General features: G+C 43.2%; 25 protein-coding genes. 24 read left to right on the plus strand and 1 reads right to left on the minus strand.

Features of this window, described 5'->3' with window-relative positions:
* Window positions 1-437: 437 nt before the first annotated feature.
* Complete coding sequence (locus ASU00_RS02595) at window positions 438-971, minus strand: DUF2529 domain-containing protein (RefSeq protein ID WP_057911889.1); 534 nt, start codon at window positions 969-971, stop codon at window positions 438-440.
* Window positions 972-1,294: 323 nt separating this feature from the next.
* On the opposite strand from ASU00_RS02595, the gene ASU00_RS02605 reads away from it, so the two are divergent.
* From ASU00_RS02605 to atpB, 24 genes are all read left to right on the plus strand, one after another.
* Entirely contained in the window at window positions 1,295-1,666 is a 372-nt protein-coding gene (locus ASU00_RS02605; protein WP_057911891.1) for a response regulator, read from the plus strand.
* Between the two features lie 244 nt (window positions 1,667-1,910).
* Complete coding sequence (locus ASU00_RS02610) at window positions 1,911-2,768, plus strand: class II fructose-bisphosphate aldolase (RefSeq protein WP_057911892.1); 858 nt, start codon at window positions 1,911-1,913, stop codon at window positions 2,766-2,768.
* A 187-nt stretch (window positions 2,769-2,955) separates the two neighbouring features.
* Window positions 2,956-3,606: a fructose-6-phosphate aldolase gene (gene fsa / locus ASU00_RS02615; RefSeq protein WP_057911893.1), complete on the plus strand. Its 651-nt coding sequence runs from the start codon at window positions 2,956-2,958 to the stop codon at window positions 3,604-3,606.
* Between the two features lie 209 nt (window positions 3,607-3,815).
* Window positions 3,816-5,099 (plus strand): UDP-N-acetylglucosamine 1-carboxyvinyltransferase, encoded by a 1,284-nt coding sequence (locus ASU00_RS02620; RefSeq protein WP_057911894.1) that lies wholly within the window; start codon window positions 3,816-3,818, stop codon window positions 5,097-5,099.
* 99 nt (window positions 5,100-5,198) lie between these two features.
* Window positions 5,199-6,161 carry a class II fructose-bisphosphatase gene (gene glpX, locus ASU00_RS02625; RefSeq protein ID WP_057911895.1) on the plus strand — a complete coding sequence of 321 codons (963 nt, stop codon included), beginning with the start codon at window positions 5,199-5,201 and terminating at the stop codon, window positions 6,159-6,161.
* 329 nt (window positions 6,162-6,490) lie between these two features.
* The gene (rho, locus tag ASU00_RS02630) at window positions 6,491-7,780 is read left to right on the plus strand and encodes a transcription termination factor Rho (protein ID WP_057911896.1); all 1,290 of its coding nucleotides are present in this window, start codon (window positions 6,491-6,493) and stop codon (window positions 7,778-7,780) included.
* 151 nt (window positions 7,781-7,931) lie between these two features.
* On the plus strand, window positions 7,932-8,132 hold the full coding sequence (rpmE, locus tag ASU00_RS02635) for a 50S ribosomal protein L31 (protein WP_053348458.1): 201 nt from the start codon (window positions 7,932-7,934) through the stop codon (window positions 8,130-8,132).
* 138 nt (window positions 8,133-8,270) lie between these two features.
* Window positions 8,271-8,876, plus strand: a complete 606-nt coding sequence (locus ASU00_RS02640; protein WP_057911897.1) for a thymidine kinase — start codon at window positions 8,271-8,273, stop codon at window positions 8,874-8,876.
* Between the two features lie 167 nt (window positions 8,877-9,043).
* Window positions 9,044-9,499 (plus strand): hypothetical protein, encoded by a 456-nt coding sequence (locus tag ASU00_RS02645; RefSeq protein WP_057911898.1) that lies wholly within the window; start codon window positions 9,044-9,046, stop codon window positions 9,497-9,499.
* 164 nt (window positions 9,500-9,663) lie between these two features.
* Window positions 9,664-10,734 (plus strand): peptide chain release factor 1, encoded by a 1,071-nt coding sequence (prfA, locus tag ASU00_RS02650; protein ID WP_057911899.1) that lies wholly within the window; start codon window positions 9,664-9,666, stop codon window positions 10,732-10,734.
* Window positions 10,727-11,596: a peptide chain release factor N(5)-glutamine methyltransferase gene (prmC, locus tag ASU00_RS02655; RefSeq protein ID WP_330219509.1), complete on the plus strand. Its 870-nt coding sequence runs from the start codon at window positions 10,727-10,729 to the stop codon at window positions 11,594-11,596. Before prfA ends, prmC begins: the two co-directional genes overlap by 8 nt.
* A 132-nt stretch (window positions 11,597-11,728) precedes the next feature.
* Entirely contained in the window at window positions 11,729-12,664 is a 936-nt protein-coding gene (spoIIR, locus tag ASU00_RS02660) for a stage II sporulation protein R (protein ID WP_082630121.1), read from the plus strand.
* Window positions 12,665-12,954: 290 nt separating this feature from the next.
* Window positions 12,955-14,007 (plus strand): L-threonylcarbamoyladenylate synthase, encoded by a 1,053-nt coding sequence (locus ASU00_RS02665; protein ID WP_057911900.1) that lies wholly within the window; start codon window positions 12,955-12,957, stop codon window positions 14,005-14,007.
* A gap of 77 nt (window positions 14,008-14,084) precedes the next feature.
* Window positions 14,085-14,651, plus strand: coding sequence for a manganese efflux pump MntP (locus ASU00_RS02670; protein ID WP_057911901.1), 567 nt, complete (start codon window positions 14,085-14,087; stop codon window positions 14,649-14,651).
* 152 nt (window positions 14,652-14,803) lie between these two features.
* A complete protein-coding gene (locus tag ASU00_RS02675; RefSeq protein WP_057911902.1) occupies window positions 14,804-15,247 on the plus strand; it encodes a low molecular weight protein arginine phosphatase in 444 nt (147 codons plus the stop codon).
* A 399-nt stretch (window positions 15,248-15,646) separates the two neighbouring features.
* Window positions 15,647-16,093, plus strand: coding sequence for a ribose 5-phosphate isomerase B (gene rpiB / locus ASU00_RS02680; protein ID WP_057911903.1), 447 nt, complete (start codon window positions 15,647-15,649; stop codon window positions 16,091-16,093).
* 78 nt (window positions 16,094-16,171) lie between these two features.
* Window positions 16,172-16,765 (plus strand): TIGR01440 family protein, encoded by a 594-nt coding sequence (locus ASU00_RS02685; protein ID WP_057911904.1) that lies wholly within the window; start codon window positions 16,172-16,174, stop codon window positions 16,763-16,765.
* A 592-nt stretch (window positions 16,766-17,357) separates the two neighbouring features.
* Window positions 17,358-18,599 carry a serine hydroxymethyltransferase gene (locus tag ASU00_RS02690; protein ID WP_057911905.1) on the plus strand — a complete coding sequence of 414 codons (1,242 nt, stop codon included), beginning with the start codon at window positions 17,358-17,360 and terminating at the stop codon, window positions 18,597-18,599.
* Window positions 18,600-18,831: 232 nt separating this feature from the next.
* Window positions 18,832-19,461: a uracil phosphoribosyltransferase gene (gene upp / locus ASU00_RS02695; protein WP_057911906.1), complete on the plus strand. Its 630-nt coding sequence runs from the start codon at window positions 18,832-18,834 to the stop codon at window positions 19,459-19,461.
* 24 nt (window positions 19,462-19,485) lie between these two features.
* Window positions 19,486-20,628 (plus strand): non-hydrolyzing UDP-N-acetylglucosamine 2-epimerase, encoded by a 1,143-nt coding sequence (gene wecB, locus ASU00_RS02700; protein WP_057911907.1) that lies wholly within the window; start codon window positions 19,486-19,488, stop codon window positions 20,626-20,628.
* 269 nt (window positions 20,629-20,897) lie between these two features.
* Window positions 20,898-21,023 (plus strand): hypothetical protein, encoded by a 126-nt coding sequence (locus ASU00_RS26610; protein ID WP_269085304.1) that lies wholly within the window; start codon window positions 20,898-20,900, stop codon window positions 21,021-21,023.
* 156 nt (window positions 21,024-21,179) lie between these two features.
* On the plus strand, window positions 21,180-23,417 hold the full coding sequence (locus ASU00_RS26615) for a S8 family serine peptidase (RefSeq protein WP_330219510.1): 2,238 nt from the start codon (window positions 21,180-21,182) through the stop codon (window positions 23,415-23,417).
* A gap of 467 nt (window positions 23,418-23,884) precedes the next feature.
* Window positions 23,885-24,253: an ATP synthase subunit I gene (locus ASU00_RS02710; RefSeq protein ID WP_057911908.1), complete on the plus strand. Its 369-nt coding sequence runs from the start codon at window positions 23,885-23,887 to the stop codon at window positions 24,251-24,253.
* Window positions 24,254-24,275: 22 nt separating this feature from the next.
* Window positions 24,276-24,971, plus strand: a complete 696-nt coding sequence (atpB, locus tag ASU00_RS02715) for a F0F1 ATP synthase subunit A (protein WP_057911909.1) — start codon at window positions 24,276-24,278, stop codon at window positions 24,969-24,971.
* Window positions 24,972-24,996 lie beyond the last annotated feature (25 nt).

Here is a 24,996-nt window from a genome sequence, read left to right on the forward strand (position 1 = left end):
ATATTACGGAGATCCCGGCCAAACTCGAGAGAAAAGCAAGAAATTAACAAGAAACGGCCCCAATTGCGCGTGAAAAACGCAATGTTTATGAGAAACGGCCTTAAATTCGATGCAAAGCCCAATCTCGCGAGTAACTGTACCTTAGACCGTTTCATTGCACTGCAGGTGTTCCCTTTCCAGAGCCGGTCGGGGAGCCCTCGGCTTTCATTGCCTGCGGTGACTCACGTAGAAGCGCATTTCTTGCATGATTCGCGCCTAATTCACTCAGAGTGAAAACGAAGACAAAATCGCCGTTACCTCCAGTTTTGCTGATTTGTACGATGAATATTCCTCTCTTCTATAGGCCTTGGCTTTCCCATATCGGATATTGATTGCTTCAGTTTTAATGTAAATCAAAAAGGCATCGGGATGTGGTCATTCCGATGCCTTTTTTGAGGTTAATCTTCTTCATTTTGATATTCTTGTATAATTTCCTCAAGGGTGAATTTAATGCCATAATAGGCAAAAAGAGCGGCAATGAGAGTGGGATAGCCGAAGCGGTTTCCGGTTTCATCTGGAATCAAGCCCCGGTTGATCCTTAAGTCGATATGTACGTCAGCCAGCTCCATGAGAGAGTCCTCATTAGATGGTACGGAGGTTGAAATGGCGACAAAAGGTATATCCTTTTCCCTAAGTGCTTTTGCAAGCTTTAATGCTTCTTTATCATTTGAATGCCTAGTGAAAATAAGGAATCGATCTTCTCTTGCTATAGTTTGGCCGTGTTCGTATCTTTTTGCTTTCGGAAAGGGCTCTGCGCCGTCCATGGCCTCGGCTGTGATGCCCTGCATTTCACCAAAACCTTGTATGAAAATGGCGCCATCTCCAACCGCGGCCTGAGCCAGCAAGCGTCCGGCATCCTCCATTTCAAAGGCTTCTTTGTCCATCATTTTATTAAATAAACCGCTTAGTTGTGTCGAGAAAATTTTTAACATGATCACGGACTCCTTTTTTAAAAATAGTCCCTTTATTATAAAGGACTTTTCGTTGCATGGACAGGCTTCAGGATATTTGATAACAATGGTTCATTTTACTAAATCGGTCAAAAAAACCAAAAAAATAAAAATTCCTTTTAGCCTTGGGGCAGGAATTTTGTTACAATTATCGAATATGAAACTCATAGAAATCAAGTTTGTGAAAATGTGAAATATGCATTGGACCGCAAGAAATTTGACGCAATCTATGAAACTCCCCAGATAAGGTTATATGGGTGATTAGAATGATACATTTATAAATCGGGAAGAGGAGAGGTGATAAAATGTCAGGGAAGATATTGATAGTTGATGATCAATTCGGGATCCGAATTTTATTGAACGAGGTTTTACATAAAGAAGGGTATGATACATTTCAAGCCGCAAATGGAATTCAAGCCCTGGAGGTCCTGAATAATCATTCACCGGATCTTGTATTGCTTGATATGAAGATTCCTGGAATGGATGGCATTGAGATATTGAAACGGATGAAAATGGTCGATCCCGATATCCGGGTCATAATCATGACCGCTTATGGCGAACTTGATATGATTCAGGAAGCAAAAGATTTAGGGGCAATGACCCACTTTGCAAAACCCTTCGATATCGATGATATTAGAAAAGCGGTCCGTGAATACTTACCGATTCAGTCAAGCTAACGGTCTTGAATGTTAACACTATTGGCCATATATTGCCGCGGCTATCTTTTTTTCAGATGTGCCGCGTTTTTTTGGAAGAAATTTTTGGCTTGAAATAGTGTATTTGTTGCTGTTTTTTTGATGTATTGATATGCTACAAGAGGAGAGATATTCTGATCGATAAGCGTATGCTACATTGGTTTTAGGGAATATCTAGAAAGAAATAGCTTTAAAATAATTACACCCACTAGTAGGAGGAAATCAAATGCCTTTAGTTTCTATGAAAGATATGCTGAACAAAGCTCTTGATGAAAAGTATGCAGTAGGACAATTCAACATCAATAATCTAGAGTGGACTCAAGCTATTCTAGCTGCTGCGGAACAAGAAAATTCCCCGGTCATCCTTGGTGTTTCTGAAGGGGCTGCCCGTCATATGGGTGGTTTCAAAACGACTGTCATGATGGTTCAGGGATTGTTGGAAGACATGAAAATTACTGTTCCTGTGGCCATTCATCTTGACCATGGTTCAAGTTTTGATAAATGTAAAGAAGCGATCGAGGCTGGATTCACTTCAGTTATGATTGATGCCTCTCATCATCCAATCGAAGAAAATATCGAAACGACGAAAAAGGTTGTTGAATTTGCCCATGCCCGTAATGTATCCGTTGAAGCGGAAGTGGGTACTGTTGGTGGACAAGAAGATGATGTAATTGCTGATGGCGTCGTATATGCAGACCCTCAGGAATGTGAGCAATTAGTTAAAGAAACGAATGTTGATTGCTTCGCACCAGCATTGGGATCAGTTCATGGACCATATAAAGGTGAACCGGATCTTGGTTATAAAGAAATGGAAGAAGTACGTGATTTAACGAACAAGCCACTGGTTCTTCATGGTGGGACAGGCATCCCGACGAAAGATATCCAAAAAGCGATTTCGCTTGGAACATCAAAAATCAACGTGAATACTGAAAATCAAATTGTATTCACGAAAGCGGTCCGTGAAATTTTGAATACGGATTCCGAAGTATACGATCCACGTAAATTCTTGGTTCCTGGCCGCGAAGCGATTAAAGAAACGGTCATCGGGAAAATCCGTGAATTTGGTTCAAACGGTAAAGCATAATATTCTATCAGCAGTGGGGCTCCACCCCTTAAAAGCAGGCTGATGAAAGCAAAAACTCCATTGGTGGGAATTTCCCTCCAATGGTTTCTTTTAGATTAAGGGTAAATGTGGATTCTATTTTTTGAACAATTAGAATTCAAGGGGTAATAGAGAAAGAAAAAAACGATTACATATGGAGGCCATTGTTATGAAATTCTTTATAGATACAGCAAATATGGAAGAAATCAAACAAGCACATGAACTTGGCGTTTTAGCAGGAGTTACGACTAACCCATCCCTCGTTGCAAGAGAAAAGGGCGTTTCCTTCCATGATCGTTTAAAAGAAATCACTAGCCTAGTCAAGGAATCCGTTTCTGCAGAAGTCATTGCGCTTGATTTTGAAGGAATGATGGCAGAAGCGAAGGAACTCGTTGCGATTGCTCCTAACATCACGATTAAGGTGCCAATGACCCCAGATGGTTTGAAGGCTGTAGCTGCTCTGACAAAACAAGGTGTCAAAACTAATGTGACCCTTATTTTCAGTGCCAACCAAGCATTATTGGCTGCCCGGGCAGGAGCAACTTATGTATCGCCATTTTTAGGGCGTTTGGATGATATCGGTCAAAATGGCTTGCATTTGATTTCGGATATTGCTGACATATTTGCGATTCATGATATAAAGGCGGAGATCATTGCAGCTTCCATCCGCCATCCGATGCATATTACGGATGCTGCCCTTAAAGGGGCACATATCGCAACGATTCCTTATAAGGTATTGATGCAATTATTCCACCATCCATTGACTGACAAAGGAATTGAAGCTTTCTTGAAGGATTGGAATTCTCGTACGGAAGCATAAAGCCTTGCCGCTAAGTCGCTATAGATTGCACTGGTAAAATAAAATTAACATAAATTAGAAATTTTTTTCTTTTTTTTACATGAAATTTCTACTTTTGTGTAAACTAAGAAACTAGATAGTAAATGTTGTCGGATTATGCAATTTCCTTGTGGAAAAATATTACTTTTTTAATGTAGCTTCTAAGTGCTTAGCGTGGAAGGGAGTATATTATGGAAAAACTTAAAATTGCTGGTGGTTATCCTTTAAAGGGGAGCATTCGAGTCAGCGGAGCGAAAAATAGTGCGGTCGCCCTTATACCTGCAACGATATTAGCGGACTCTCCTGTAACGATCGAAGGCTTGCCTGATATTTCGGATGTACAGATGCTAAAGGAGTTAATGGAGGAAATTGGCGGTGAGGTTTCCTTTGATGATGGGGAAATGACAGTCGATCCCAGCAGGATGATTTCGATGCCACTTCCCAACGGAAGAGTGAAGAAGTTACGCGCCTCCTATTATTTAATGGGGGCCATGCTTGGTAAATTCAAAAAGGCAGTGATTGGATTGCCTGGGGGCTGCCATTTAGGTCCTCGCCCTATCGATCAGCATATTAAAGGGTTTGAAGCACTTGGTGCACAAGTGACCAATGAACAGGGAGCCATTTACCTTAGGGCCGACGAGTTGCGGGGAGCACGCATATATTTGGATGTCGTTAGCGTCGGCGCAACGATCAATATCATGCTTGCGGCCGTGTTGGCTAAAGGCCGTACCGTAATTGAGAACGCTGCCAAAGAACCTGAAATCATTGATGTGGCCACATTGTTGACCAATATGGGCGCGAAAATCAAAGGTGCGGGAACGGATATCATCCGTATTGACGGTGTCGATAGCTTGCATGGATGCAGGCATACCATTATACCAGACCGAATTGAAGCGGGGACGTTCATGATCTTGGCAGCTGCTGTCGGTGAAGGGATCTTGATCGATAATGTCATTCCCCAACATCTGGAGTCGTTGACTTCAAAGATGAGGGAAATGGGCATAAACATTGAAGCTGGCGATGATCAGATATTCGTCTCACCAGGAGAAAAATATAAATCCGTGGATATCAAGACGCTCGTATATCCTGGGTTTCCAACAGACCTTCAGCAGCCCTTCACGTCGCTCTTGACAAAAGCAAGCGGCTCCAGCATGGTGACCGATACGATATACGGGGCACGCTTCAAGCATATTGATGAATTGCGGCGCATGAATGCCAAGATCAAGGTCGAGGGCAGGGCGGGCATCATCGATGGTCCTGTCCAACTTCATGGTGCAAAAGTGAAGGCGAGCGATCTACGTGCCGGAGCAGCCCTGGTGATTGCCGGATTGATGGCCGAAGGAATCACTGAGGTGACGGGCCTTGAACATATCGATCGTGGATATAGCCATTTAGTGGAGAAGCTTTCAGGACTAGGGGCAACGATTTGGCGGGAAGAAATGACGCAAGAAGAGGTGGAGCAGCTTAAAAGCTGATCCCTTTTCTTGTTACCTCAATATGTTACTATATATGATATAATGTGTTATACTAATTTATAAATAAAACATGTTAGTGTACTTGAGGGGGAACGGGAAATGGAAAGAAGTTTGTCGATGGAGCTTGTTCGTGTAACGGAAGCGGCGGCCTTGAATTCTGCGCGTTGGATGGGAAGAGGAAAGAAAGACGAAGCCGATGATGCAGCAACAACCGCCATGCGCGACGTGTTCAATACAATTCCCATGCAAGGGACGGTTGTAATCGGTGAAGGTGAAATGGATGAAGCGCCGATGCTCTATATTGGTGAAAAACTTGGTACCGGTTTCGGACCGCTAGTGGATGTTGCGGTCGATCCTTTAGAAGGCACGAACATCGTTGCGTCAGGTGGCTGGAATGCTTTAGCCGTATTGGCGATAGCAGACAAGGGAAACCTGCTACATGCCCCTGATATGTATATGGATAAGATAGCAGTTGGTCCTGAGGCTGTTGGCCTGATTGATATCAATGCTTCTGTCTTGGACAACCTTAAAGCGGTGGCGAAGGCAAAGAATAAAGATATTCAAGATGTAGTGGCAACAGTATTGAACCGCGATCGTCATTCGAAGATCATTCACGAACTTCGTGAGGCTGGGGCACGGATCAAATTGATCAACGATGGAGATGTAGCGGGTGCCATCAATACGGCCTTCGATTCTACTGGTGTTGACATCTTATTCGGATCAGGCGGGGCTCCCGAGGGTGTCATTGCAGCCGTTGCTTTGAAATGCCTGGGCGGGGAAATCCAAGGCAAGCTTATTCCACAAAATGATGAAGAAGTGGAGCGCTGTGGAAAAATGGGCCTTAATGTAGGAAGGGTCCTTAGAATGGAAGACCTCGTTCGCGGAGATGACGCCATTTTTGCTGCAACAGGTGTGACGGATGGCGAACTTTTACGTGGTGTTCAATTCAAAGGGCATTATGGCGAGACGCAATCCGTAGTCATGCGCGCTAAATCCGGAACCGTTCGTTTCATTGATGGACGTCATAGTCTGAAAATCAAACCGAATGGTTTGATTGACTGAGAAGGTTTTTCCGGAAAAACCAACGAGGGAAAGCGAGCGATTATAGCGCTCGCTTTCTCTTTAAAAAAATTTAAGTTGAATAATTAAAATAAAAAAAGTAAAATAAAGCTTGGTCTACTATCAATTGTTTACTATATATAAAATCTGCCCTTTCACTCCAAACTTCAAGAAGCCTTCAAATTATTTTCTTCTTTGCATGTAAAAATGTATCATCCTTTCTAAGAAAACTCTGGTCGGGTACATGGATTGTGGTTTTTCTTCCATCTAACAAACCATTTCTTTTTTTTGTATGGGTGAAAACGTTTAATTAATAAAAGTGTGGTGTCATAATGAATTTAACTATTTCTAATTTAGAAAACATGAAACTAAAGGATCTCTATGAGCACGCTCGTGAATATAAAGTTTCCTATTACAGCAAACTTTCAAAAAAGGAACTTATTTTCGCTATTTTGAAAGCGCAAGCCGAACAGGATGGCCTTCTGTTCATGGAGGGCGTTCTGGAGATCATCCCTTCCGAGGGGTTCGGTTTCTTGCGGCCAATCAATTATTCTCCAAGCTCGGAGGATATTTATATTTCCGCTTCCCAAATCCGGAGATTCGATTTGCGCAATGGAGATAAGGTTTCCGGTAAGGTAAGGCCGCCTAAGGAAAATGAGCGCTATTATGGCTTGCTGCATGTCGAGGCTGTCAATGGCGATAACCCAGAGTCAGCGAAAGAACGTGTGCATTTCCCAGGCTTGACACCGTTGTATCCAAACAGGCAAATCAAGCTTGAGACTACGCCGAAGAACTTATCGACTAGAATCATGGATGTTCTCGCACCGGTCGGTTTTGGTCAGCGTGGATTGATCGTTGCACCGCCAAAAGCCGGTAAAACGATGCTCATCAAAGAAATTGCCAACGCGATAACCACGAATCATCCTGAATCGGAGTTGATTGTCCTTCTGATCGATGAACGCCCGGAGGAAGTGACGGACATTGAACGTTCCGTTGCTGGTGACGTGGTAAGTTCAACGTTTGATGAAGTGCCGGAAAACCATATCAAGGTTGCGGAGCTAGTATTGGAACGAGCGATGCGCCTCGTCGAGCATAAACGGGATGTCATTATCCTAATGGACAGCATCACCCGTCTGGCCCGGGCTTACAACCTTGTCATCCCGCCGAGCGGACGGACGTTATCAGGTGGTATCGACCCTGCTGCATTCCATCGCCCAAAACGCTTTTTCGGTGCGGCGAGGAATATCGAGGAAGGCGGCAGCTTGACGATCCTTGCTACGGCATTGGTGGATACAGGTTCAAGAATGGACGATGTCATTTATGAAGAATTCAAAGGCACAGGTAATATGGAGCTACATTTAGATCGCGCCCTTGCCGAAAGACGTATCTTCCCGGCAATCGATATCCGTCGGTCAGGCACGCGTAAAGAAGAGTTGTTGATTCCGAAAGACCGCCTTGATAAACTGTGGGCAATCAGGAAAACGATGTCAGATTCTCCTGATTTCTCAGAGAAATTCCTTCGCCGTCTAAAGCAGACAAAAGGCAATGAAGAATTTTTCAGCAAGTTGGATGATGAAATGTCCGAAATGAAAAAGGGACCAGCGAGCGTTAAACGTTCGTAAAACAGAGAAAGAAACAAAATGTTGCACAACTACTCTTAAGTTGCTATAATGAGTTCATGTGTTTTTACAATAAATGTGAGGGTGTTTTTTCACTCACCTTGAAGTATATAACTCTGTTTCGAATGATTCAGGGCAGAAGGAGCTGAAAAGAATGAAAACTGGAATTCATCCAAATTATAAGCTTTCAAAAGTATCTTGCTCATGCGGAAACACTTTTGAAACTGGTTCAGTTAAAGAAGAGATCAAAGTTGAGACTTGTTCAGAGTGCCACCCATTCTATACTGGTCGTCAAAAATTCGCTGAAGCTGGCGGACGTGTTGATCGTTTCAACAAAAAATACGGTATTAAATAAGCCGGACTTTTTAAAAAACAGGCAAGTATTTTTCTTGCCTGTTTTTTCTTTTCTGTAAACAAGTAACAATTTATATAAAGCCGGGTCCACTTCAATTATGGCCAATGGATCGACAGGTGGAAGGGAGTAGCTGTTTCCATGTATGTAATGAAACAAACAGGCTGGATCGAGCTTATTTGCGGAAGCATGTTTTCAGGAAAATCTGAGGAATTGATTAAACGAGTCAGCCGTGCTCAATTTGCGAAAGAGCAAATCGCTGTATTTAAACCAGCTATAGATAATCGCTATGCGGAAGAGGCTGTTGTATCACATAATGGATCTTCTGTGATGGCAAAACCGATTGCCCATTCAACGGATATCTTTAAGTTCTTGGATAAGCCGCTGGATATCATTGCAATAGATGAAGTGCAATTTTTTGATCATGAAATTATCGGGGTTGCCCAGCATCTTGCGGACAGCGGTTATCGAGTGATTATGGCTGGACTCGATCAGGATTTCAGAGGTGAACCATTCGGTCCTATGCCTGTTCTATTATCGGTAGCTGAATCAGTGACTAAGCTACAGGCTGTGTGTGAAGTGTGCGGATCACCTGCAAGCAGGACACAGCGTTTGATTGATGGCAAACCTGCCTCCTATGACGAGCCGATCATCCTTGTGGGTGCATCTGAATCATACGAGCCACGTTGCCGTCATCATCATGAAGTTCCAGGTAAGCAGATGGCTGGGATTAAAGAACATATTTGAAACGAAGGTGCCTGTGATCCCAGAGATTATAGGGCCTTTTTTTATTGGGATGCTTAAAGTGGGCCTGACCAATACATGGAAGGGAATAAAAGATTATTTACTGCCCCATTTTGGGAAGGATAACGAGGAAATGTTCTTGTTGTTCAATTAAAATGGAGGGTGAAAATATGAAATTCAAGATGATGATGATGACGGCTTTTTTGCTTACTGCACTGACAGCATGCGGTCAAAATGACAATGCGATAAATAATGATTCGGAATATGGCGATCAAAGCCGTGATGGCAAGGATTTTGTCGGCAGCGGTTTAAAGCGTGTGTCCAATAAGGAATGGGAGAATGAAGCGGAACGTCCTTCCGATCAATTGCTCAATACACAAAATCATACTTCCAACAATTCTCCATCCATGGGGCAGGAGATAGCTGTTATCCGGGAAGCTGTTAAGTCCAAAACGAATTATGAGGCAGGGTCGGTTTGGATTAACGGCAAAACCATTCATGTTACGGTCCATGATAAGGGGAAGATCAAGTCCGAGGCTGAAAGAAATGATGAAAAGAAGCGACTGGAAGACCTGATTACCGGAGTCGTGCCTCAATATAACATAGATGTTAAATTAAAGAATTGACCACATTCTTTAATCCTCTTTGACGTTGATTATTCACCTATACTATAATTAACCTAGAAGTGAACTGATTTGGGGCACTGAACTACTTATTTATAGTTAAAAAAGATGGATTACTTCCGATTCATATTAAGCGGATGAAGTGGAAAATTTATGAGGTGAATAATTTGTTTGATCGATTGCAAGCAGTAGAAGATAGATATGAAAGATTAAATGAACTATTAAGTGACCCGGAAATCATCAATGACTCCAAGAAACTAAGGGAATACTCGAAGGAGCAGTCCGGCATTCAAGAAACCGCATCGACTTATAAGGAATATAAAACGGTTCGTGAGCAACTCCAGGAAGCGAAGGCGATGCTCGATGACAAACTTGATGCGGATATGCGTGATATGGTAAAAGAGGAAGTCAACGAGCTTGAAGAGATGATAAAAGGCCTTGAAGATAAGCTGAAGATATTGCTGATTCCAAAAGACCCCAACGATGATAAAAACGTAATCATGGAGATTCGCGGCGCGGCAGGCGGGGATGAGGCGGCTTTGTTTGCGGGTAGCCTATACCGGATGTATAGCCGTTTTGCCGAGGTTCAGGGCTGGCGGACAGAAGTCATTGAAGCGAGTCCAACCGGACTTGGGGGCTACAAGGAAATCATATTCATGATTAACGGAAATGGCGCGTATTCCAAATTGAAATTCGAAAATGGGGCCCACCGCGTACAGCGGGTGCCTGAAACCGAGTCAGGTGGACGGATCCACACCTCTACGGCCACAGTCGCCGTTTTACCGGAAGCGGAGGAAGTGGAAGTCGAAATCCATGATAAGGACGTTCGGGTCGATACGTTTGCATCAAGCGGTCCTGGAGGGCAAAGTGTCAATACGACCATGTCTGCGGTGCGATTGACTCATATTCCTACGAATACGGTTGTTTCTTGTCAAGATGAGAAATCACAGATCAAGAACAAAGAAAAAGCGATGAAAGTATTGCGGGCGAGGGTGTACGATAAAATCCATCGTGAAGTGCAGGCGGAATATGATCAAAACAGGAAGCTTGCTGTTGGAACGGGTGATCGTTCGGAACGGATTCGGACGTATAACTTCCCGCAAAACCGCGTTACGGATCACCGAATTGGTTTAACGATCCAAAAGCTGGATCAGATCATGGAAGGTAAGCTTGATGAGGTCATTGATGCTTTGATCATGGAAGACCAATCTTCAAGGCTGGAAAATGCAGATGACTGATTCTGCACTGAAAGTGTTTGAAGCCCTTAAATGGGCTTCTTCTTTTTTAAAGGAGAATGATCGTGATGCCAATGCCGGTGAAATCCTGTTACAGCATTTCTTGAACCAAACCCGATCCATGCTGTTGGCGAACCTGCATGACGAGCTTAGTGAAGCTGATTTTGGACGTTTTAAGGCGGCAGTGGAGCTACATGCCGAGGGGACGCCGATCCAGTATATAATCGGCAGTGAGGAATTTTACGGACGGACCTTTTATGTGAATGAGGAAGTGCTGATACCGAGACCTGAAACGGAGGAATTGATTTATTATACACTCCGTAAGCTGCCGGCCATTTTTAAGAAGGACCAGAAGCTCCGTCTAGCTGATATTGGTACAGGCAGCGGTGCAATCGCCATTACGATGAAGCTTGAAGAAACAAACTTGCTCGTATCGGCCACGGATATAGCGGAACCTTCCCTTGAGGTGGCGAGGGGGAATGCCAAAGCGCTTGGTGCCGAGGTGCAGTTTAGGCAAGGTGATTTGCTTTTGCCGTTCATTGAACAGAACGAAAAGGTGGACATCCTTTTATCGAATCCCCCATACATCCCGATTGATGACCAAAAATCGATGTCTGTTGTGGTAACGGGTCATGAGCCTCATCGTGCCTTATTTGCTGGCAGCGATGGTCTGGACTTTTACCGTCGTTTTATGGAACAGCTGCCGCGGGTCATGAATTTGCCAGGGCTGATCGGCTTCGAGGTGGGGACTGGGCAGGGGCGGGCGGTTGCCGACATGCTGCTGCGGACGTTTCCTGCAGCTAAGGTATCCGTTGAAAATGACATTAATGGAAAAGATCGAATGGTTTTTGCTGCATTACAATGATCCGTCCCTCCTTGGGGCGGATTTTTTGTATGGCTTGCATATGGAATCTATCTGCTTATCATTTATTTTCATTTTACTAGTTTAAGATAGCCGGAAAATGGTGAGACTGATTCATGTGAGGGGGCGAAGGCGATGAAAACTAAACATTTAGCCATTATTTATCTATTAATCTTAACGATAGGAACGATTGTAAGTATATATATGCCAAAAGCGGAAGTGGCAGGTGCCGAGGAAACGAAGGTGATCCCGGATGAGGCAATCCGTTTGCGGATCCTTGCAAATAGCGATGAAGAAAAGGATCAAGCGGTTAAGAGGTTGATCAGGGATGAAGTTAATAAGGATATCACGAATTGGGTCCAGGAGCTTACTTCCTTGGATGATGCCAGGGATGTAATCACTTCTCATCTGCCTGATATTCAAGCCACGGCGGAGGCGGTCATAAAGGAAAATGGTTTGGAACAGTCAGTAAAGGTCGATTTTGGACAAGCGGAATTTCCGACAAAACTTTATGGACAATATTTATATCCGGCAGGGGAATATGAAGCCGTTATTATCACGCTAGGTGAAGGGGAAGGGGCCAACTGGTGGTGTGTGTTGTTTCCTCCATTGTGCTTCCTGGATTTTTCGAATGGGACGGCAGTGAGCCAAAGTCCGATAACCGAGGATGAAGGGGAAGGGCAGTCCGGCTCTGCAGGAAAGGCGTATGCTGCAACGAAGGAGAATAAGTCTCCAGACGAACAGGTAAAAGCGGAAGTAGCAGCGGCAACGGAAAAACCAGCAGCACATGTTGATGCGGTTAAGGAAGAGGTTGTGGAATCAGAAGAAAAAGCGCATGAGGAACAGGTTAAGGAAGAAGGCGTAGAGGAATTGGCAAAACCGGCAGCCCAGGAAGATACAGTGAAGGAAGAGGGTACAGAATCAGATGGGAAAGCGAAGGAGGACGTGGCGGTTGAAGAAAATGCAGAAGGACTTGCCGTAGCCGGTGAACAGCAATTGTATGAAGGGGAAAAGGAGCCTGAGGTGGAAGTGAAGTCCTTATTTGCAGAAATATTCAATGATTTATTTTAAAATGAGGACAATTGTCCTCATTTTTTGGCGAATATAGTTTTTATACCACATATCCACAGGGTTATTAACAAAAAATCAAAAAAGTCTGTCATTAATCATCAATATCCACAAACTTATCCACCGTTTCGAACAGTTTATCCACAATTTGTGGATAACGCTTGAATTCTGTGTATACTTCTTTTATACTTTCAAAGTACTTTTAAGTAGAATCCATGCGATTTAATGAAAATATCGTTAATATAAAGGCAATTAGCAAAAAAAAGAAATGGTAAAAGGTGTTGGTGTTTAAAATGAATACGAAAGTTTGGGTAGTGGATAAAAATGTGGATAATTTACAAAGTTATCCCCAGATTACAGAATCAGCTGAATTGTTAAAGGCTGACCAAGTGGTTGCTTTTCCTACTGAGACCGTTTATGGACTTGGAGCGAATGCCAAAAGTGACGAAGCTGTCAAAAAAGTGTTTGAAGCGAAGGGACGTCCAAGTGACAATCCTTTGATTGTTCATATAGCCTCTGAAGACCAGCTTGTCGAAATCGTTGAAGACATTTCCGAACAGGCACGGAGGCTAATGGCTGAATTTTGGCCAGGACCTTTGACGTTGATCATGAAACGTAAACCTGGCAAGCTATCCAACATTGTTACAGCTGGATTGGACACGGTTGCCGTCAGGATGCCCGATCATCAGGTTGCCCTTGGCATTATTCGCGCGAGTGATCTGCCTATTGCTGCTCCTAGTGCAAATACTTCAGGCAAACCAAGTCCTACTTCGGCTAAACATGTTGAGGATGATTTATTTGGGCGGATTGCAGGCATAGTCGATGGAGGTGCTACAGGTGTAGGCGTAGAATCCACGGTCCTTGATTGCACAGTTGAGGTTCCGGTCATTTTAAGGCCTGGCGGAGTGACGCTGGAACAACTGAAGGCCGTCATCGGGGATGTGCAGCAGGATGTCGCTTTGAAGAATCAGGATACGGCGCCAAAGGCTCCGGGTATGAAATACACTCATTATGCACCGAAAGCTCCTCTATATTTAGTCAAAGGTCATCCAGCTTTCCTGCAAAGGCTTGTGGATGAAAAAAGAAGGGATGGACTAAAGGTGGGCGTCATTTCCGCTCTTGAGCACGAAACTGAATATGCGGCGGATTATGTGGTTGCACCTGGTTCGCTGGCTGATTTGCACACAGTTGCCGCAGGGTTATATGATGCTTTACGTCAGTTTGATGAGTTGGATGTCGATATCATTTTTAGTGAAAGTTTTCCTGAATCAGGTATAGGTGCTGCAGTCATGAACCGGCTAGAGAAGGCTGCAGGTCACCAAATCATTGACGAAGAACAAGTATGAATAAGCACTGATTTTATCCTTCTATTTCTTTTCGGACATGCATAACATGTAGTAGGCACGTCCGAGGGAGGATTGGGATGAATACAATTGCTGGAGAAATCATCACCTTATTGTTAATGGCATTCGCGTTGGGAATGGATGCCTTTTCAGTCGGCCTTGGAATGGGAATGTTCAAGCTGAGGTTGAGGCAAATATTTTCCATAGGGCTAATAGTTGGCATGTTTCATATTTGGATGCCCTTGCTTGGTATGGGGGCAGGTCGTTTCATTTCAGAGAAATTCGGGACCTTCGCTACATACGCCGGTGGTCTTTTGCTGATAATTCTTGGCATTCAAATGTTTATTCCTGGCAAAAAGGATGAATCCGGTTTAAGTTCGAATAAGATGCTGGCTCCTGTTGGCAAAGGCTTATTGATTTTTGCTTTAGGAGTAAGCCTGGATAGCTTTTCGGTAGGGTTGACGCTAGGGATTTACGGTGCAAAAACCGTTGTGACCGTTCTGTGCTTTGGGGTTGCTGCCACTCTTTTAACGTGGGCTGGTCTTTTATTGGGAAGAAAAATGCAGGGGTTGCTCGGTGTTTATAGTGAAATTCTTGGAGGCAGCATCCTCTGTGCGTTCGGAATTAAATTATTGTTCTCATTTTAAATAATCCAACTTCATATTAATTCTTCCTCAACTGTTCCGATACCGGGGCGGTTTTTATTTTTCTTTAGATCAAATTTTATAAGGGGTATGCAGTTATTTAGACTATAAAAAATGAACGATGGCTTATAATGGATAAAAAGGGAGGCTTTAAAATGACTCGAATATTATTCGTATGTACCGGCAACACATGCAGGAGCCCGATGGCAGAAGCGATTTTAAGAGATAAGAACATTCCGGGTGTGGAAGTGAGGTCGGCCGGCGTGTACGCCTCAGCTGGGCAGGGGGCTTCCATGTACGCTAAAAATGTTCTCGTTGAAAATGACATTGTGCATAATCATCAGTCAAAGCCTCTATCCGAAGAGGAAATGGAATGGGCGACTCATATTTTCACCATGACCCAAGGCCATAAAGCGGTCATCAACAGTGGATTCCCCTCTATGATCGAAAAGACCTTTACTTTAAAAGAATTCGTTCTTGACGATAAGTATGATAAAGACATAATCGACCCATTTGGTGGTTCGGAAGGGATTTATCGGGAAACGTTCAAGGAGCTGCATGATTTAATTGAAAAATTAGTCATAAAGCTTAAAGAGTAAGTGGTTTATAGGGGAAACGTATAGCTATAGAAGGCATGACAAAAACGGTACATAATGTTGTTGCAGCAGTTAAAAGATATTACAGACCTTGTTGACCGTCAAATGGAAAGTGTAGAAGAAACATCAAGGAAATCCTAGGAAGTGGCTGATTGCTCCAGGAGCGGTAGAAGTTATGGTTACGACAAACGTGATGGAAAACGTCGAAAAATTGGCGATGGAACTCAAAAACCAAGCGGAAAAGCTGAAAAGTACCATTACACGCTTTCACACTTGAATTTTCCCTGCGGGAGACCGAAACTGGTTTCCTGCTTCTTTACGGGAAGCGGCGGTGGCCATCCTTTATCTTTTCATAATTTTGTGACACAATGAAATCAAATAAAAAGCAAGAGGAGGATTTTGATGAAAGTTGCGATTGCCTCGGATCATGGTGGAATTCATATCCGTGAAGAAATAAAGAATTTAATGAATGAGTTACAGATTCCGTTTGAGGATTTTGGCTGTGAATGCAGTACGTCAGTCGATTATCCGGATTATGCTTTGCCTGTTGCTGAAAAAGTGGCAAAGGGTGAGTTCGATAGGGGCATCTTGATCTGTGGTACTGGAATTGGGATGAGCATTGCGGCGAATAAAGTCAAAGGGATTCGCTGTGCTTTGGTGCATGATGTCTATAGCGCTAAATTGACCCGTCAGCATAATGATACCAATATGCTTGCGATGGGTGAACGTGTCATTGGACCAGGCCTTGCCAGGGAAATCGCTCAAACATGGCTGACCTCGGAATTTGAAGGCGGTCGTCATCAAAATAGAATCGGTAAGATTGCCGACTATGAAGGTAAACATAGCTGAAGCGTAAGTTTTAAAAAGGAATTTAGAGATTAACTTTTCTTCGGATAGCAAGTTTTCTTATTGAAAGGATGCGTTTTCATGTCAAGTGAAGCTAAAATTTCAAATGAGCTTGAGAGATGGGAAAACCAGTTACGGGAACTTTTGCATGAGTTTCAAGAAGAGGCGGCTTTAAAAGAAAAACAACTACTGGTCATTGGCTGCAGTACAAGTGAAGTGATCGGGAAACGGATCGGCACTGAAGGCACACTTGATGTTGCCGGGATGATATTTTCCGTTGTGAAGGATTTTCAAGAAAAAACCGGTGTCCACGTCGCCTATCAATGTTGTGAGCATCTTAATAGGGCCTTGGTTTTGCAAAGGGAAGCGGCTATGCGAAGAGATTATGAAGAAGTATCGGTCATACCGGTCAGAACGGCAGGTGGATCGATGGCAACTTACGCCTTTCAACAATGGGAGGATGCCGTTATCGTTGAACATATTAAAGCGGAAGCGGGCATAGACATTGGCGATACCTTCATTGGCATGCATCTAAAGCATGTGGCCGTACCGGTACGATCTTCCATCAAGGAAATAGGGCATGCACACGTGACCTTGGCAAAAACGCGCCCTAAACTGATCGGCGGCGAGCGGGCTGTCTATCAAGACATTTCTGTCAACAAGAGTTGTCAATAATTAAAGGATGTAAGGCTATTCCTGTATCAGGAATGCTCAGTTTGTAGACTAAATGGTTTCGGAACTCTCATTCCGAAACCATTTTTTTATTTTTTGAAGAATCGGCACTTGGCAACGAGAGTTATATCTTCGTTTTAATGCAATCTAAACCTTCCAAAAAGGAGGCAACCGGAATATTATCCCCGTATTCCACGAAAAGTGGAATGGAGCGCCTGCAGTGTAATGAAACGTCTAAGTACAACACCACAAACTAGGGGCAAGTGAAATGCCATCTTCGTTTTCACGCAAAATGCAGTAAAAGTGAAGGTTCAAGTATATACCATTAAAATCGTGAACAAAGAAATCTTTTTAGCTATTAAATCTAGGATATCTGAAGCATTAAACAAAATTGATAAGTTAAATACGAACATTTATAAATAAAAAAACATTTAATGTTCGATAAAATTACACTATCACTTCTAAAATAGACATGTTAAAATGGAGTAGAATTTTCTAATAATTACTGGTAAGGCTTTTTCATGTCTTTTTGAGGGCATGTTGCACATAAATACTAAAAAGCGAATCACGCACAATTTTGAGGAGGAATTACGGAATGAATCGTTTAGCAAAGCAAGATGAGCAAGTGTTTAACGCAATTCAACTGGAATTAGGGCGTCAAAGAAGTAAGATTGAGCTTATTGCTTCTGAAAACTTCGTGAGTGAAGCTGTCATGGAAGCGCAAGGATCGGTACTAACCAATAAATATGCAGAAGGATACCCTGGCAAACGTTACTACGGCGGTTGTGAATATGTTGACATCGTTGAAGACCTAGCGCGTGATCGTGCAAAGGAAATTTTCGGCGGCGAGTATGTAAACGTACAGCCTCACTCCGGAGCTCAAGCCAATATGGCCGTTTACTTTACAGTACTTCAAACTGGCGACACGGTGCTTGGAATGAACCTTTCCCATGGAGGTCACTTAACTCATGGAAGTCCAGTTAACTTCAGTGGTGTTAACTACAATTTCGTTGAATATGGAGTAGACGAAAAAGATCACCGCATCGATTATAATGATGTATTGGAAAAAGCGCGTCAGCACAAACCTAAATTAATCGTAGCAGGTGCCAGTGCCTACCCACGCGAAATTGATTTCAAACGATTCCGAGAAATTGCGGATGAAGTCGGGGCGTATTTAATGGTTGATATGGCGCATATCGCAGGTTTAGTTGCGGCTGGATTACATCAAAGTCCAATTCCTTATGCTGACTTTGTAACGACAACTACTCATAAAACACTTCGCGGACCACGCGGAGGGATGATCATCTGTAAAGAAGAATTCGGCAAGAAAATCGATAAATCCATCTTCCCTGGTATTCAAGGCGGTCCATTGATGCATGTTATATCAGCTAAGGCTGTTGCATTTGGCGAAGCGCTTCAAGATGAATTTAAAGTGTATGCACAACAAATCATCGACAACGCTAAACGCTTGGGTGAAGGTTTGAAGAAAGAAGGGTTCACCCTTGTTTCTGATGGAACGGACAATCACTTGATTCTTCTTGATGTGCGCTCTACAGGCTTGACTGGGAAAATTGCAGAACATGTTCTTGATGAAATCGGAATTACCGTTAACAAAAATGCGATTCCTTATGATCCGGAAAAACCATTCGTCACGAGTGGTATTCGTATTGGAACCGCTGCTGTAACATCACGTGGCTTCGGGTTGGAAGACATGGATGAAATAGCTTCAATCATCGGCCTTGTTCTAAAGAATAACGAAGATGAGGCAAAGCTTGAAGAAGCGAAACAACGTGTAGAAACATTATCGAGTAAGTTCGAATTGTATCCTTCATTGTAAGAACGAAGCCGCTCCTTTTTAGGGGGCGGATTTTTTTGTAAATTATAACGGAATATATAATTGAAGAATCTAAATTGTGAAAATAGGTCTGACATCAAAACCTTTATTGAAGATTGAATCTTTTTTCTGTAAAATAGGTTGAAGTGAATTTAAAGGCACGAAAATTTTTCTATTCAATTAGGGAAATCATAAAAAAGAGCAAAATTATGCAATGGAATTGGAGAGATGCCAAATGGGAAAAGTTTATGTTTTCGATCACCCGTTAATTCAACACAAATTAGCCTATATACGGGATATAAATACAGGAACAAAAGAATTCCGCGAACTAGTTGATGAAGTGGCTTCATTAATGGCGTTTGAAATCACTAGGGATATGCCGCTTGAAGAGGTGGAAATCCAAACACCGGTAAGCACAGCGAAAGTAAAAATGCTTTCAGGTAAAAAAGTGGGGATCGTTCCAATCTTGCGTGCGGGCATAGGGATGGTGGACGGAATCATTAAATTGATTCCTGCTGCAAAGGTCGGCCATGTCGGTCTATACCGTGATCCGGAAACATTGCAACCAGTCGAATATTATGCAAAAATGCCAAGTGATTTGGCTGAAAGGGAATGTATCGTCGTTGATCCTATGCTGGCTACCGGTGGTTCTGCCATCGAAGCGATCCGTTCCATTAAAAAGCGCGGTGCGGTCAATATTAAATTCATGTGTCTGATTGCAGCTCCTGAAGGTGTGGATGCATTAAAAGAAGCGCATCCTGATGTGGATATTTATATTGCAGGACTTGATGAGAAACTGAATGAACATGGTTATATCGTTCCGGGTCTTGGAGATGCGGGAGATCGCTTATTCGGCACAAAATAATGGACGGAAACTGAGGTGTCACGAATGAACAAACCGATAAAGGTCATGACAATTTTCGGGACGAGACCAGAAGCGGTCAAAATGGCTCCCTTAGTATTGGAATTCCAAAAACACCCAGAACATTTCAAGCCGATCGTTGCTGTTACGGCTCAACATCGCCAAATGTTAGATCAAGTTCTTGAATTATTTTCGATCGAGCCGGATTATGATCTGAACATAATGAAGGATAGGCAAACGCTAGCTGATATCACAACGAGGGCATTAAGTGGACTTGATTCCATAATGAAGGAAGCTGAACCTGATATCGTTCTTGTTCATGGTGATACGACTACAACGTTTGTCGCCAGCTTGGCTGCCTTTTACAATCAGGTCGTCATTGGCCATGTAGAAGCGGGGTTGCGTACTTGGAATAAGTATTCCCCATACCCGGAAGAAATGAATCGCCAGCTTACCGGAACGATGGCGGACTTGCATTTTGCACCGACTTCAAAAGCGGAAGCGAATTTGTTGAACGAAAACAAGAAGGACAATATTTTCGTGACGGGAAATACGGCGACCGATGCTTTAAAAACGACGGTGCGGTCCTCGTACAGCCATCCTGTTTTAACTGAATTGGGAGAAGACAAGCTCATATTACTGACGGCTCATCGCCGGGAAAATCTAGGGGAGCCGATGCGAAATATTTTTAGGGCTGTCAAGCGACTGCTTGCCGAGCATGAAGACATTCAAGTCGTTTACCCAGTCCATCTAAATCCAGTAGTTCAGGAGCTGGCAAATGAAATTCTTGGAGAGGAATCTCGGGTTCATTTAATCGAGCCGTTGGATGTATTGGATTTTCATAACTTCGCTTCAAGGGCCTATTTGATCATGACTGACTCTGGAGGAATCCAAGAAGAAGCACCATCACTTGGTGTACCGGTCCTTGTTTTGAGGGATACGACTGAACGTCCTGAAGGGATATTGGCTGGTACCTTAAAATTGGCGGGCACTGATGAACAGGTGGTCTTCAATATGGCTCATGAATTACTAATGAACGAAGAAGAACATGAGAAAATGTCCAAGGCTTCCAATCCGTATGGTGATGGGAATGCTTCGGTTCGTATAGCAGAAGCGATCCGTTATTATTTCAACCAAGTGAATGTACCGCCAACTAGATTTGATTCATAAAGAAGGAGAAGCTTAGCGTTTCTTCCTGTAAGACTGTAGACAAACTCGTTTTGTCTGCAGTTTTTTTTGATTTGATACATTGACCGTTTCTTTGCACTTCAGGCACTTGCTTATCCAGAGGCGGTCCGTGAGCCTCCTTGGCTTTCAGCCTGCGGGGTCTTAAGTAGACACGCATTCCCGCAGGAGTCTCGTTGCCTTCCGTTCCACTCCACTCGATTTTAACATTTAGATGGAATTCATCTTTCCAGCAGTTATGGAGTTTTATGTACTTGGAGCGTTTCGATGCACAACAGGCGATCGCTTATCCAGAGGCGGTCCTTGAGCCTCCTTGGCTTTTAGCCTGCCGGGTTTGGTACTCCTTTGGTTGGAGTGGGTCAACTAATGCCTTGGATTAGGTGGTTTGTTTCCTGTTAACTTGCTTCGTATTCAATGAGATATGAAAAAAGGGAATCGGGGGGATTGCAACGGACTGGATAGGCGATGGGGCTTTTGCTTTTTATTGCATACTCCAAGGTTGTTGAGAAAAGATAACAGCTAAGGGGATGATGATGATGATGAAGTCGGGAAAGAGAATGTTCATATATATGGTTGTTTTTCTTTTGCTAGTTACTTACTCAAATGAAAAGGGAGTGGCATCCGTCACTCTGCCGCCGTTGCCAAAACTATCTAAATCTAAGAATGTGACGGTCGTGGTCACGTTGGATAAAGCTTTCGAGGCCACAAAAATTAGTGAATTACTTCAAAGATATCCGACTCTTCAGTTACGGACGGTTTATTCGGTTGCGCTTAACGGTTTTTCCTTGCGAGGAAGCATGAATGAGATCGAGCAGCTTAAAAAGGAGAATGATATTCAGGCGGTTACGGAAGTTTCCACGTATCATGCTGTGTTAGATGAAAGTGTCCCATACATAGGAGGTGAGCGGGTGAGAGGATTCCTTGATAAGGAGAACCATCGAATCACCGGAAAAGGAGTCAAAGTGGGGGTGATTGACACGGGGATCGATTATACACATCCTGATTTGCAGCGGGCATATAGGGGAGGGAAGGATCTGGTTGATGGTGATGAGGATCCGATGGAAACTGAAAAACAGGGTGAGCTGGATACATTACATGGAACGCACGTTGCAGGTATCATTGCTGCCAATGGAAAACTGAAGGGAGTAGCCCCGGAAGCGGAGATATATGCATACCGGGCTCTCGGACCAGGCGGTGCTGGAGATACTGAGCAAGTTTTGACGGCTATCGAGTCGGCAATGAAGGATAAGATGGATGTATTGAACTTATCTCTCGGCAATAACGTAAATGGCCCGGATTTACCGATTTCGCTTGCATTAAACAAGGCAGTTGAAAGCGGCATCGTAGCCGTGACATCAAATGGTAACTCCGGTCCGGAAGTATGGACGGTCGGTTCGCCCGGAACCTCGGAAAAAGCGATATCGGTTGGAGCGTCCACTCCTCCTTTAAAGGTCCCATTCATGATTTACGGTTTAGGTTCGAAAAAGCATCATACGCGCTTGCATTCATTTCAAGGATCAAGGAAATGGAATCTGTCATTTTCCGAAGATGTGATAGACGGAGGTCTTGGGAATGTAAAAGACGTGAAGCATGCCCGGAATAAGATCGTTTTGCTAGAGCGCGGTACACTCACTTTCCAGGAGAAGGCATCCAATGCAGCTAAGGCGGGTGCAAAAGGCGTGATTATCTATAATAATATGGGCGGGACCTTTTCAGGAAGTCTGGAAAAAGAAATGAAGATTCCAGTAGCTTCTATTAATAGAAGAGATGGGTTGCGCCTTAAGAAAGTCTTGGAGCAAGAACGTAGTAAAACCGTTCGCTTCTTATATAAAAACGAACAGGACCGGCTCGCTGATTTTAGCTCAAGAGGTCCGGTGACAGTATCATGGGGAATAAAGCCGGACGTATTGGCGCCTGGAGTCGAAATTGAAAGCACCATTCCTAATGGATATATGTCCCTCGACGGAACCAGCATGTCAGCTCCGCATGTGGCAGGAGCGTGCGCGCTGATTTTGCAAAAGCATCCGGAGTGGACTCCCGATCAAGTGAAATCGGCATTGATGAGCACATCCAAACCATTAAGGAAATCTGCCGGCGAATTTTATCACACATATGAACAAGGAGCGGGACGCATCCAGGTCGACGAAGCCTTAAAGGCGGACACGCTCTTGAACCCAAGCTCGTTATCATTCGGGATGTATACGAAAAAGGGCGGGATTGAAGAGCATCATGAAACGATACTGATTGAAAATACAGGAACGAAGATGAGGAATTATTCCTTTAAGGTGCCATTAAAGGAGAAGGGGCTCACATGGGAATTGCCGAAATCTCTTAATTTGAAGCCGAAGGAAAAGAAAAAGCTAAAGGTGGGGCTTCAGGTGAATCCGGCTGAACTGGAAAAGGGGGTCTTCGATGGGTACCTTCTTATAATGGAAGGAACGAAAAAGATTTCCCTTCCATATTTATATGTGAAAGAAGAGCCTGATTATCCAAGGGTGATGGGATTTGATTTTGGACAAGGAGATCAAGCTGGGGCATACCGCTACGAAATGTACCTTCCACGAGGAGCTGAAGAATTCGGGATTGCGCTTTACGAGGAAGATAGTTTGAAATTCGTTGGATATTTGGATTGGTCGAAGCCAGCGCCTTCCGGTTTAATCAAAAAAGAGATAATGAAGAAGAACTTGCCACCCAGAGGAGAGTATAAAGCGATTATCTTTGCAAGGAGGAATGGAAGGGAAGATCGGATAGAAAAAACGTTACATATTGAGTGAACATAGGACAATATGTAAAATAAAACGGATGTCAATAGTATAAAAAAGATAATTTGTGAACGTTTCGTTAATAATCACAAACCTGTGACAAATTTCACTAACCACTCATTGACAATGATTCTAGCCTATTGTATGCTAACAAAGGATGTAAAATGATAGGGTTTTCAGTAGCTCGGCATGCAGATTTTACCAGCATGAAATGTTTTCTATCCTCCACCAAAATCAACCGCGAGGATGCAACTTGCGTCAAATGATTTGCCGTCTATAATGGCTATGACTTTGATGTCAGCGATTCTTTCTCAAATAGTCGGATCAGTTTTGTTTTGGTATCTTCATTTACTTGCCAGAACCTAAGATTCGAACCGCTGCTAGTAGTAATTGGCCTTCTTTGTGGACTTCCGGACTTCCTAGGTTTACAAGCAATGCTTCATTCAGTACGAAAATATTTCTCAGGAGATTAATGAAAAATGCCAGAAATGAAAATTATGTTCAACAGGCAGAGTAAATATATAATTTTTCTTTTGGCGGGTTATGTTGTTGGATGGGGACTTACGAGTTATCAAGCCGTTTTTGCTGGGCTTATACTGGGTACGAGTTTGAGTTTATACAATTTATGGCTGATCAATCAGAAAATGAAAAAGTTCAGTCAGGCGCTCGATGAAGGAAAGAAAACAAGATCTCTTGGGACAATGACTCGAATGGCATCCGCAGGTCTAGCGGTACTCATTGCATTGGAATTTCCGGAGCATTTTCATCTGATAAGTGTTGTATGGGGATTGATGACAGCTTATATTGTCATTTTCATAGATTTTTTCATCCAATTAATACGTCGATAGCGGGGAAGAGAGGTGAATATAGTTGAATCATGGAGCACCCTTACACAATTTTATGGGTCTAACCTTTAACTTGAGTAACGTCCTAATGATTACAGTTGCCAGTCTAGTTGTGTTCTTACTTGCTTTCCTTGGTACACGGAAGCTTGCAATGAAGCCAACTGGCATGCAGAATTTCATGGAATGGATTATGGATTTCGTTAAGGGTATTATTAATAGTAACATGGACTGGAGAACAGGTGGTCAGTTTCAACTGCTTGGTATGACTTTGCTAATGTACATATTTGTGTCCAATATGCTAGGTCTTCCGTTTGCAATTAGTTACGATGGAGTGCTTTGGTGGAAATCACCAACAGCCGACCCAGTTATCACATTGACTCTTGCAGTCATGGTTTTAGGTTTAACGCATTATTATGCTATAAAAATGAAAGGCGTCAAGGGCTACTTTAAAGCTTATAAAAACCCAATGACATTTGTGGAGGAATTTACAAACTCCTTGACACTTGGTCTGCGTCTATATGGTAACATTTATGCTGGTGAAGTTTTACTCGGTCTATTAGCGGGATCTCTAGCATTTAGTGGAGCTGCCGGATTTATTGGTGCAATTGTGCCTACATTAGTATGGCAAGGCTATAGTATTTTCGTCGGTAGCATCCAAGCTTTTATCTTTGTCACGTTAACAATGGTATATCTGTCTCATAAAGTCAGTGACGACCATTAATTATAAGTTCATTTAGAACTAAAAA

It is taken from the genome of Peribacillus muralis (assembly GCF_001439925.1).
GTDB lineage: Bacteria > Bacillota > Bacilli > Bacillales > DSM-1321 > Peribacillus > Peribacillus muralis.

Coding starts and splice junctions, on each gene's coding strand:
- ASU00_RS02595 (WP_057911889.1), bottom strand. CDS start 971: ATGTTAAAAATTTTCTCGACACAACTAAGCGGTTTATTTAATAAAATG.
- ASU00_RS02605 (WP_057911891.1), top strand. CDS start 1,295: ATGTCAGGGAAGATATTGATAGTTGATGATCAATTCGGGATCCGAATT.
- ASU00_RS02610 (WP_057911892.1), top strand. CDS start 1,911: ATGCCTTTAGTTTCTATGAAAGATATGCTGAACAAAGCTCTTGATGAA.
- fsa (WP_057911893.1), top strand. CDS start 2,956: ATGAAATTCTTTATAGATACAGCAAATATGGAAGAAATCAAACAAGCA.
- ASU00_RS02620 (WP_057911894.1), top strand. CDS start 3,816: ATGGAAAAACTTAAAATTGCTGGTGGTTATCCTTTAAAGGGGAGCATT.
- glpX (WP_057911895.1), top strand. CDS start 5,199: ATGGAAAGAAGTTTGTCGATGGAGCTTGTTCGTGTAACGGAAGCGGCG.
- rho (WP_057911896.1), top strand. CDS start 6,491: ATGAATTTAACTATTTCTAATTTAGAAAACATGAAACTAAAGGATCTC.
- rpmE (WP_053348458.1), top strand. CDS start 7,932: ATGAAAACTGGAATTCATCCAAATTATAAGCTTTCAAAAGTATCTTGC.
- ASU00_RS02640 (WP_057911897.1), top strand. CDS start 8,271: ATGTATGTAATGAAACAAACAGGCTGGATCGAGCTTATTTGCGGAAGC.
- ASU00_RS02645 (WP_057911898.1), top strand. CDS start 9,044: ATGAAATTCAAGATGATGATGATGACGGCTTTTTTGCTTACTGCACTG.
- prmC (WP_330219509.1), top strand. CDS start 10,727: ATGACTGATTCTGCACTGAAAGTGTTTGAAGCCCTTAAATGGGCTTCT.
- spoIIR (WP_082630121.1), top strand. CDS start 11,729: ATGAAAACTAAACATTTAGCCATTATTTATCTATTAATCTTAACGATA.
- ASU00_RS02665 (WP_057911900.1), top strand. CDS start 12,955: ATGAATACGAAAGTTTGGGTAGTGGATAAAAATGTGGATAATTTACAA.
- ASU00_RS02670 (WP_057911901.1), top strand. CDS start 14,085: ATGAATACAATTGCTGGAGAAATCATCACCTTATTGTTAATGGCATTC.
- ASU00_RS02675 (WP_057911902.1), top strand. CDS start 14,804: ATGACTCGAATATTATTCGTATGTACCGGCAACACATGCAGGAGCCCG.
- rpiB (WP_057911903.1), top strand. CDS start 15,647: ATGAAAGTTGCGATTGCCTCGGATCATGGTGGAATTCATATCCGTGAA.
- ASU00_RS02685 (WP_057911904.1), top strand. CDS start 16,172: ATGTCAAGTGAAGCTAAAATTTCAAATGAGCTTGAGAGATGGGAAAAC.
- ASU00_RS02690 (WP_057911905.1), top strand. CDS start 17,358: ATGAATCGTTTAGCAAAGCAAGATGAGCAAGTGTTTAACGCAATTCAA.
- upp (WP_057911906.1), top strand. CDS start 18,832: ATGGGAAAAGTTTATGTTTTCGATCACCCGTTAATTCAACACAAATTA.
- wecB (WP_057911907.1), top strand. CDS start 19,486: ATGAACAAACCGATAAAGGTCATGACAATTTTCGGGACGAGACCAGAA.
- ASU00_RS26615 (WP_330219510.1), top strand. CDS start 21,180: ATGATGAAGTCGGGAAAGAGAATGTTCATATATATGGTTGTTTTTCTT.
- ASU00_RS02710 (WP_057911908.1), top strand. CDS start 23,885: ATGCCAGAAATGAAAATTATGTTCAACAGGCAGAGTAAATATATAATT.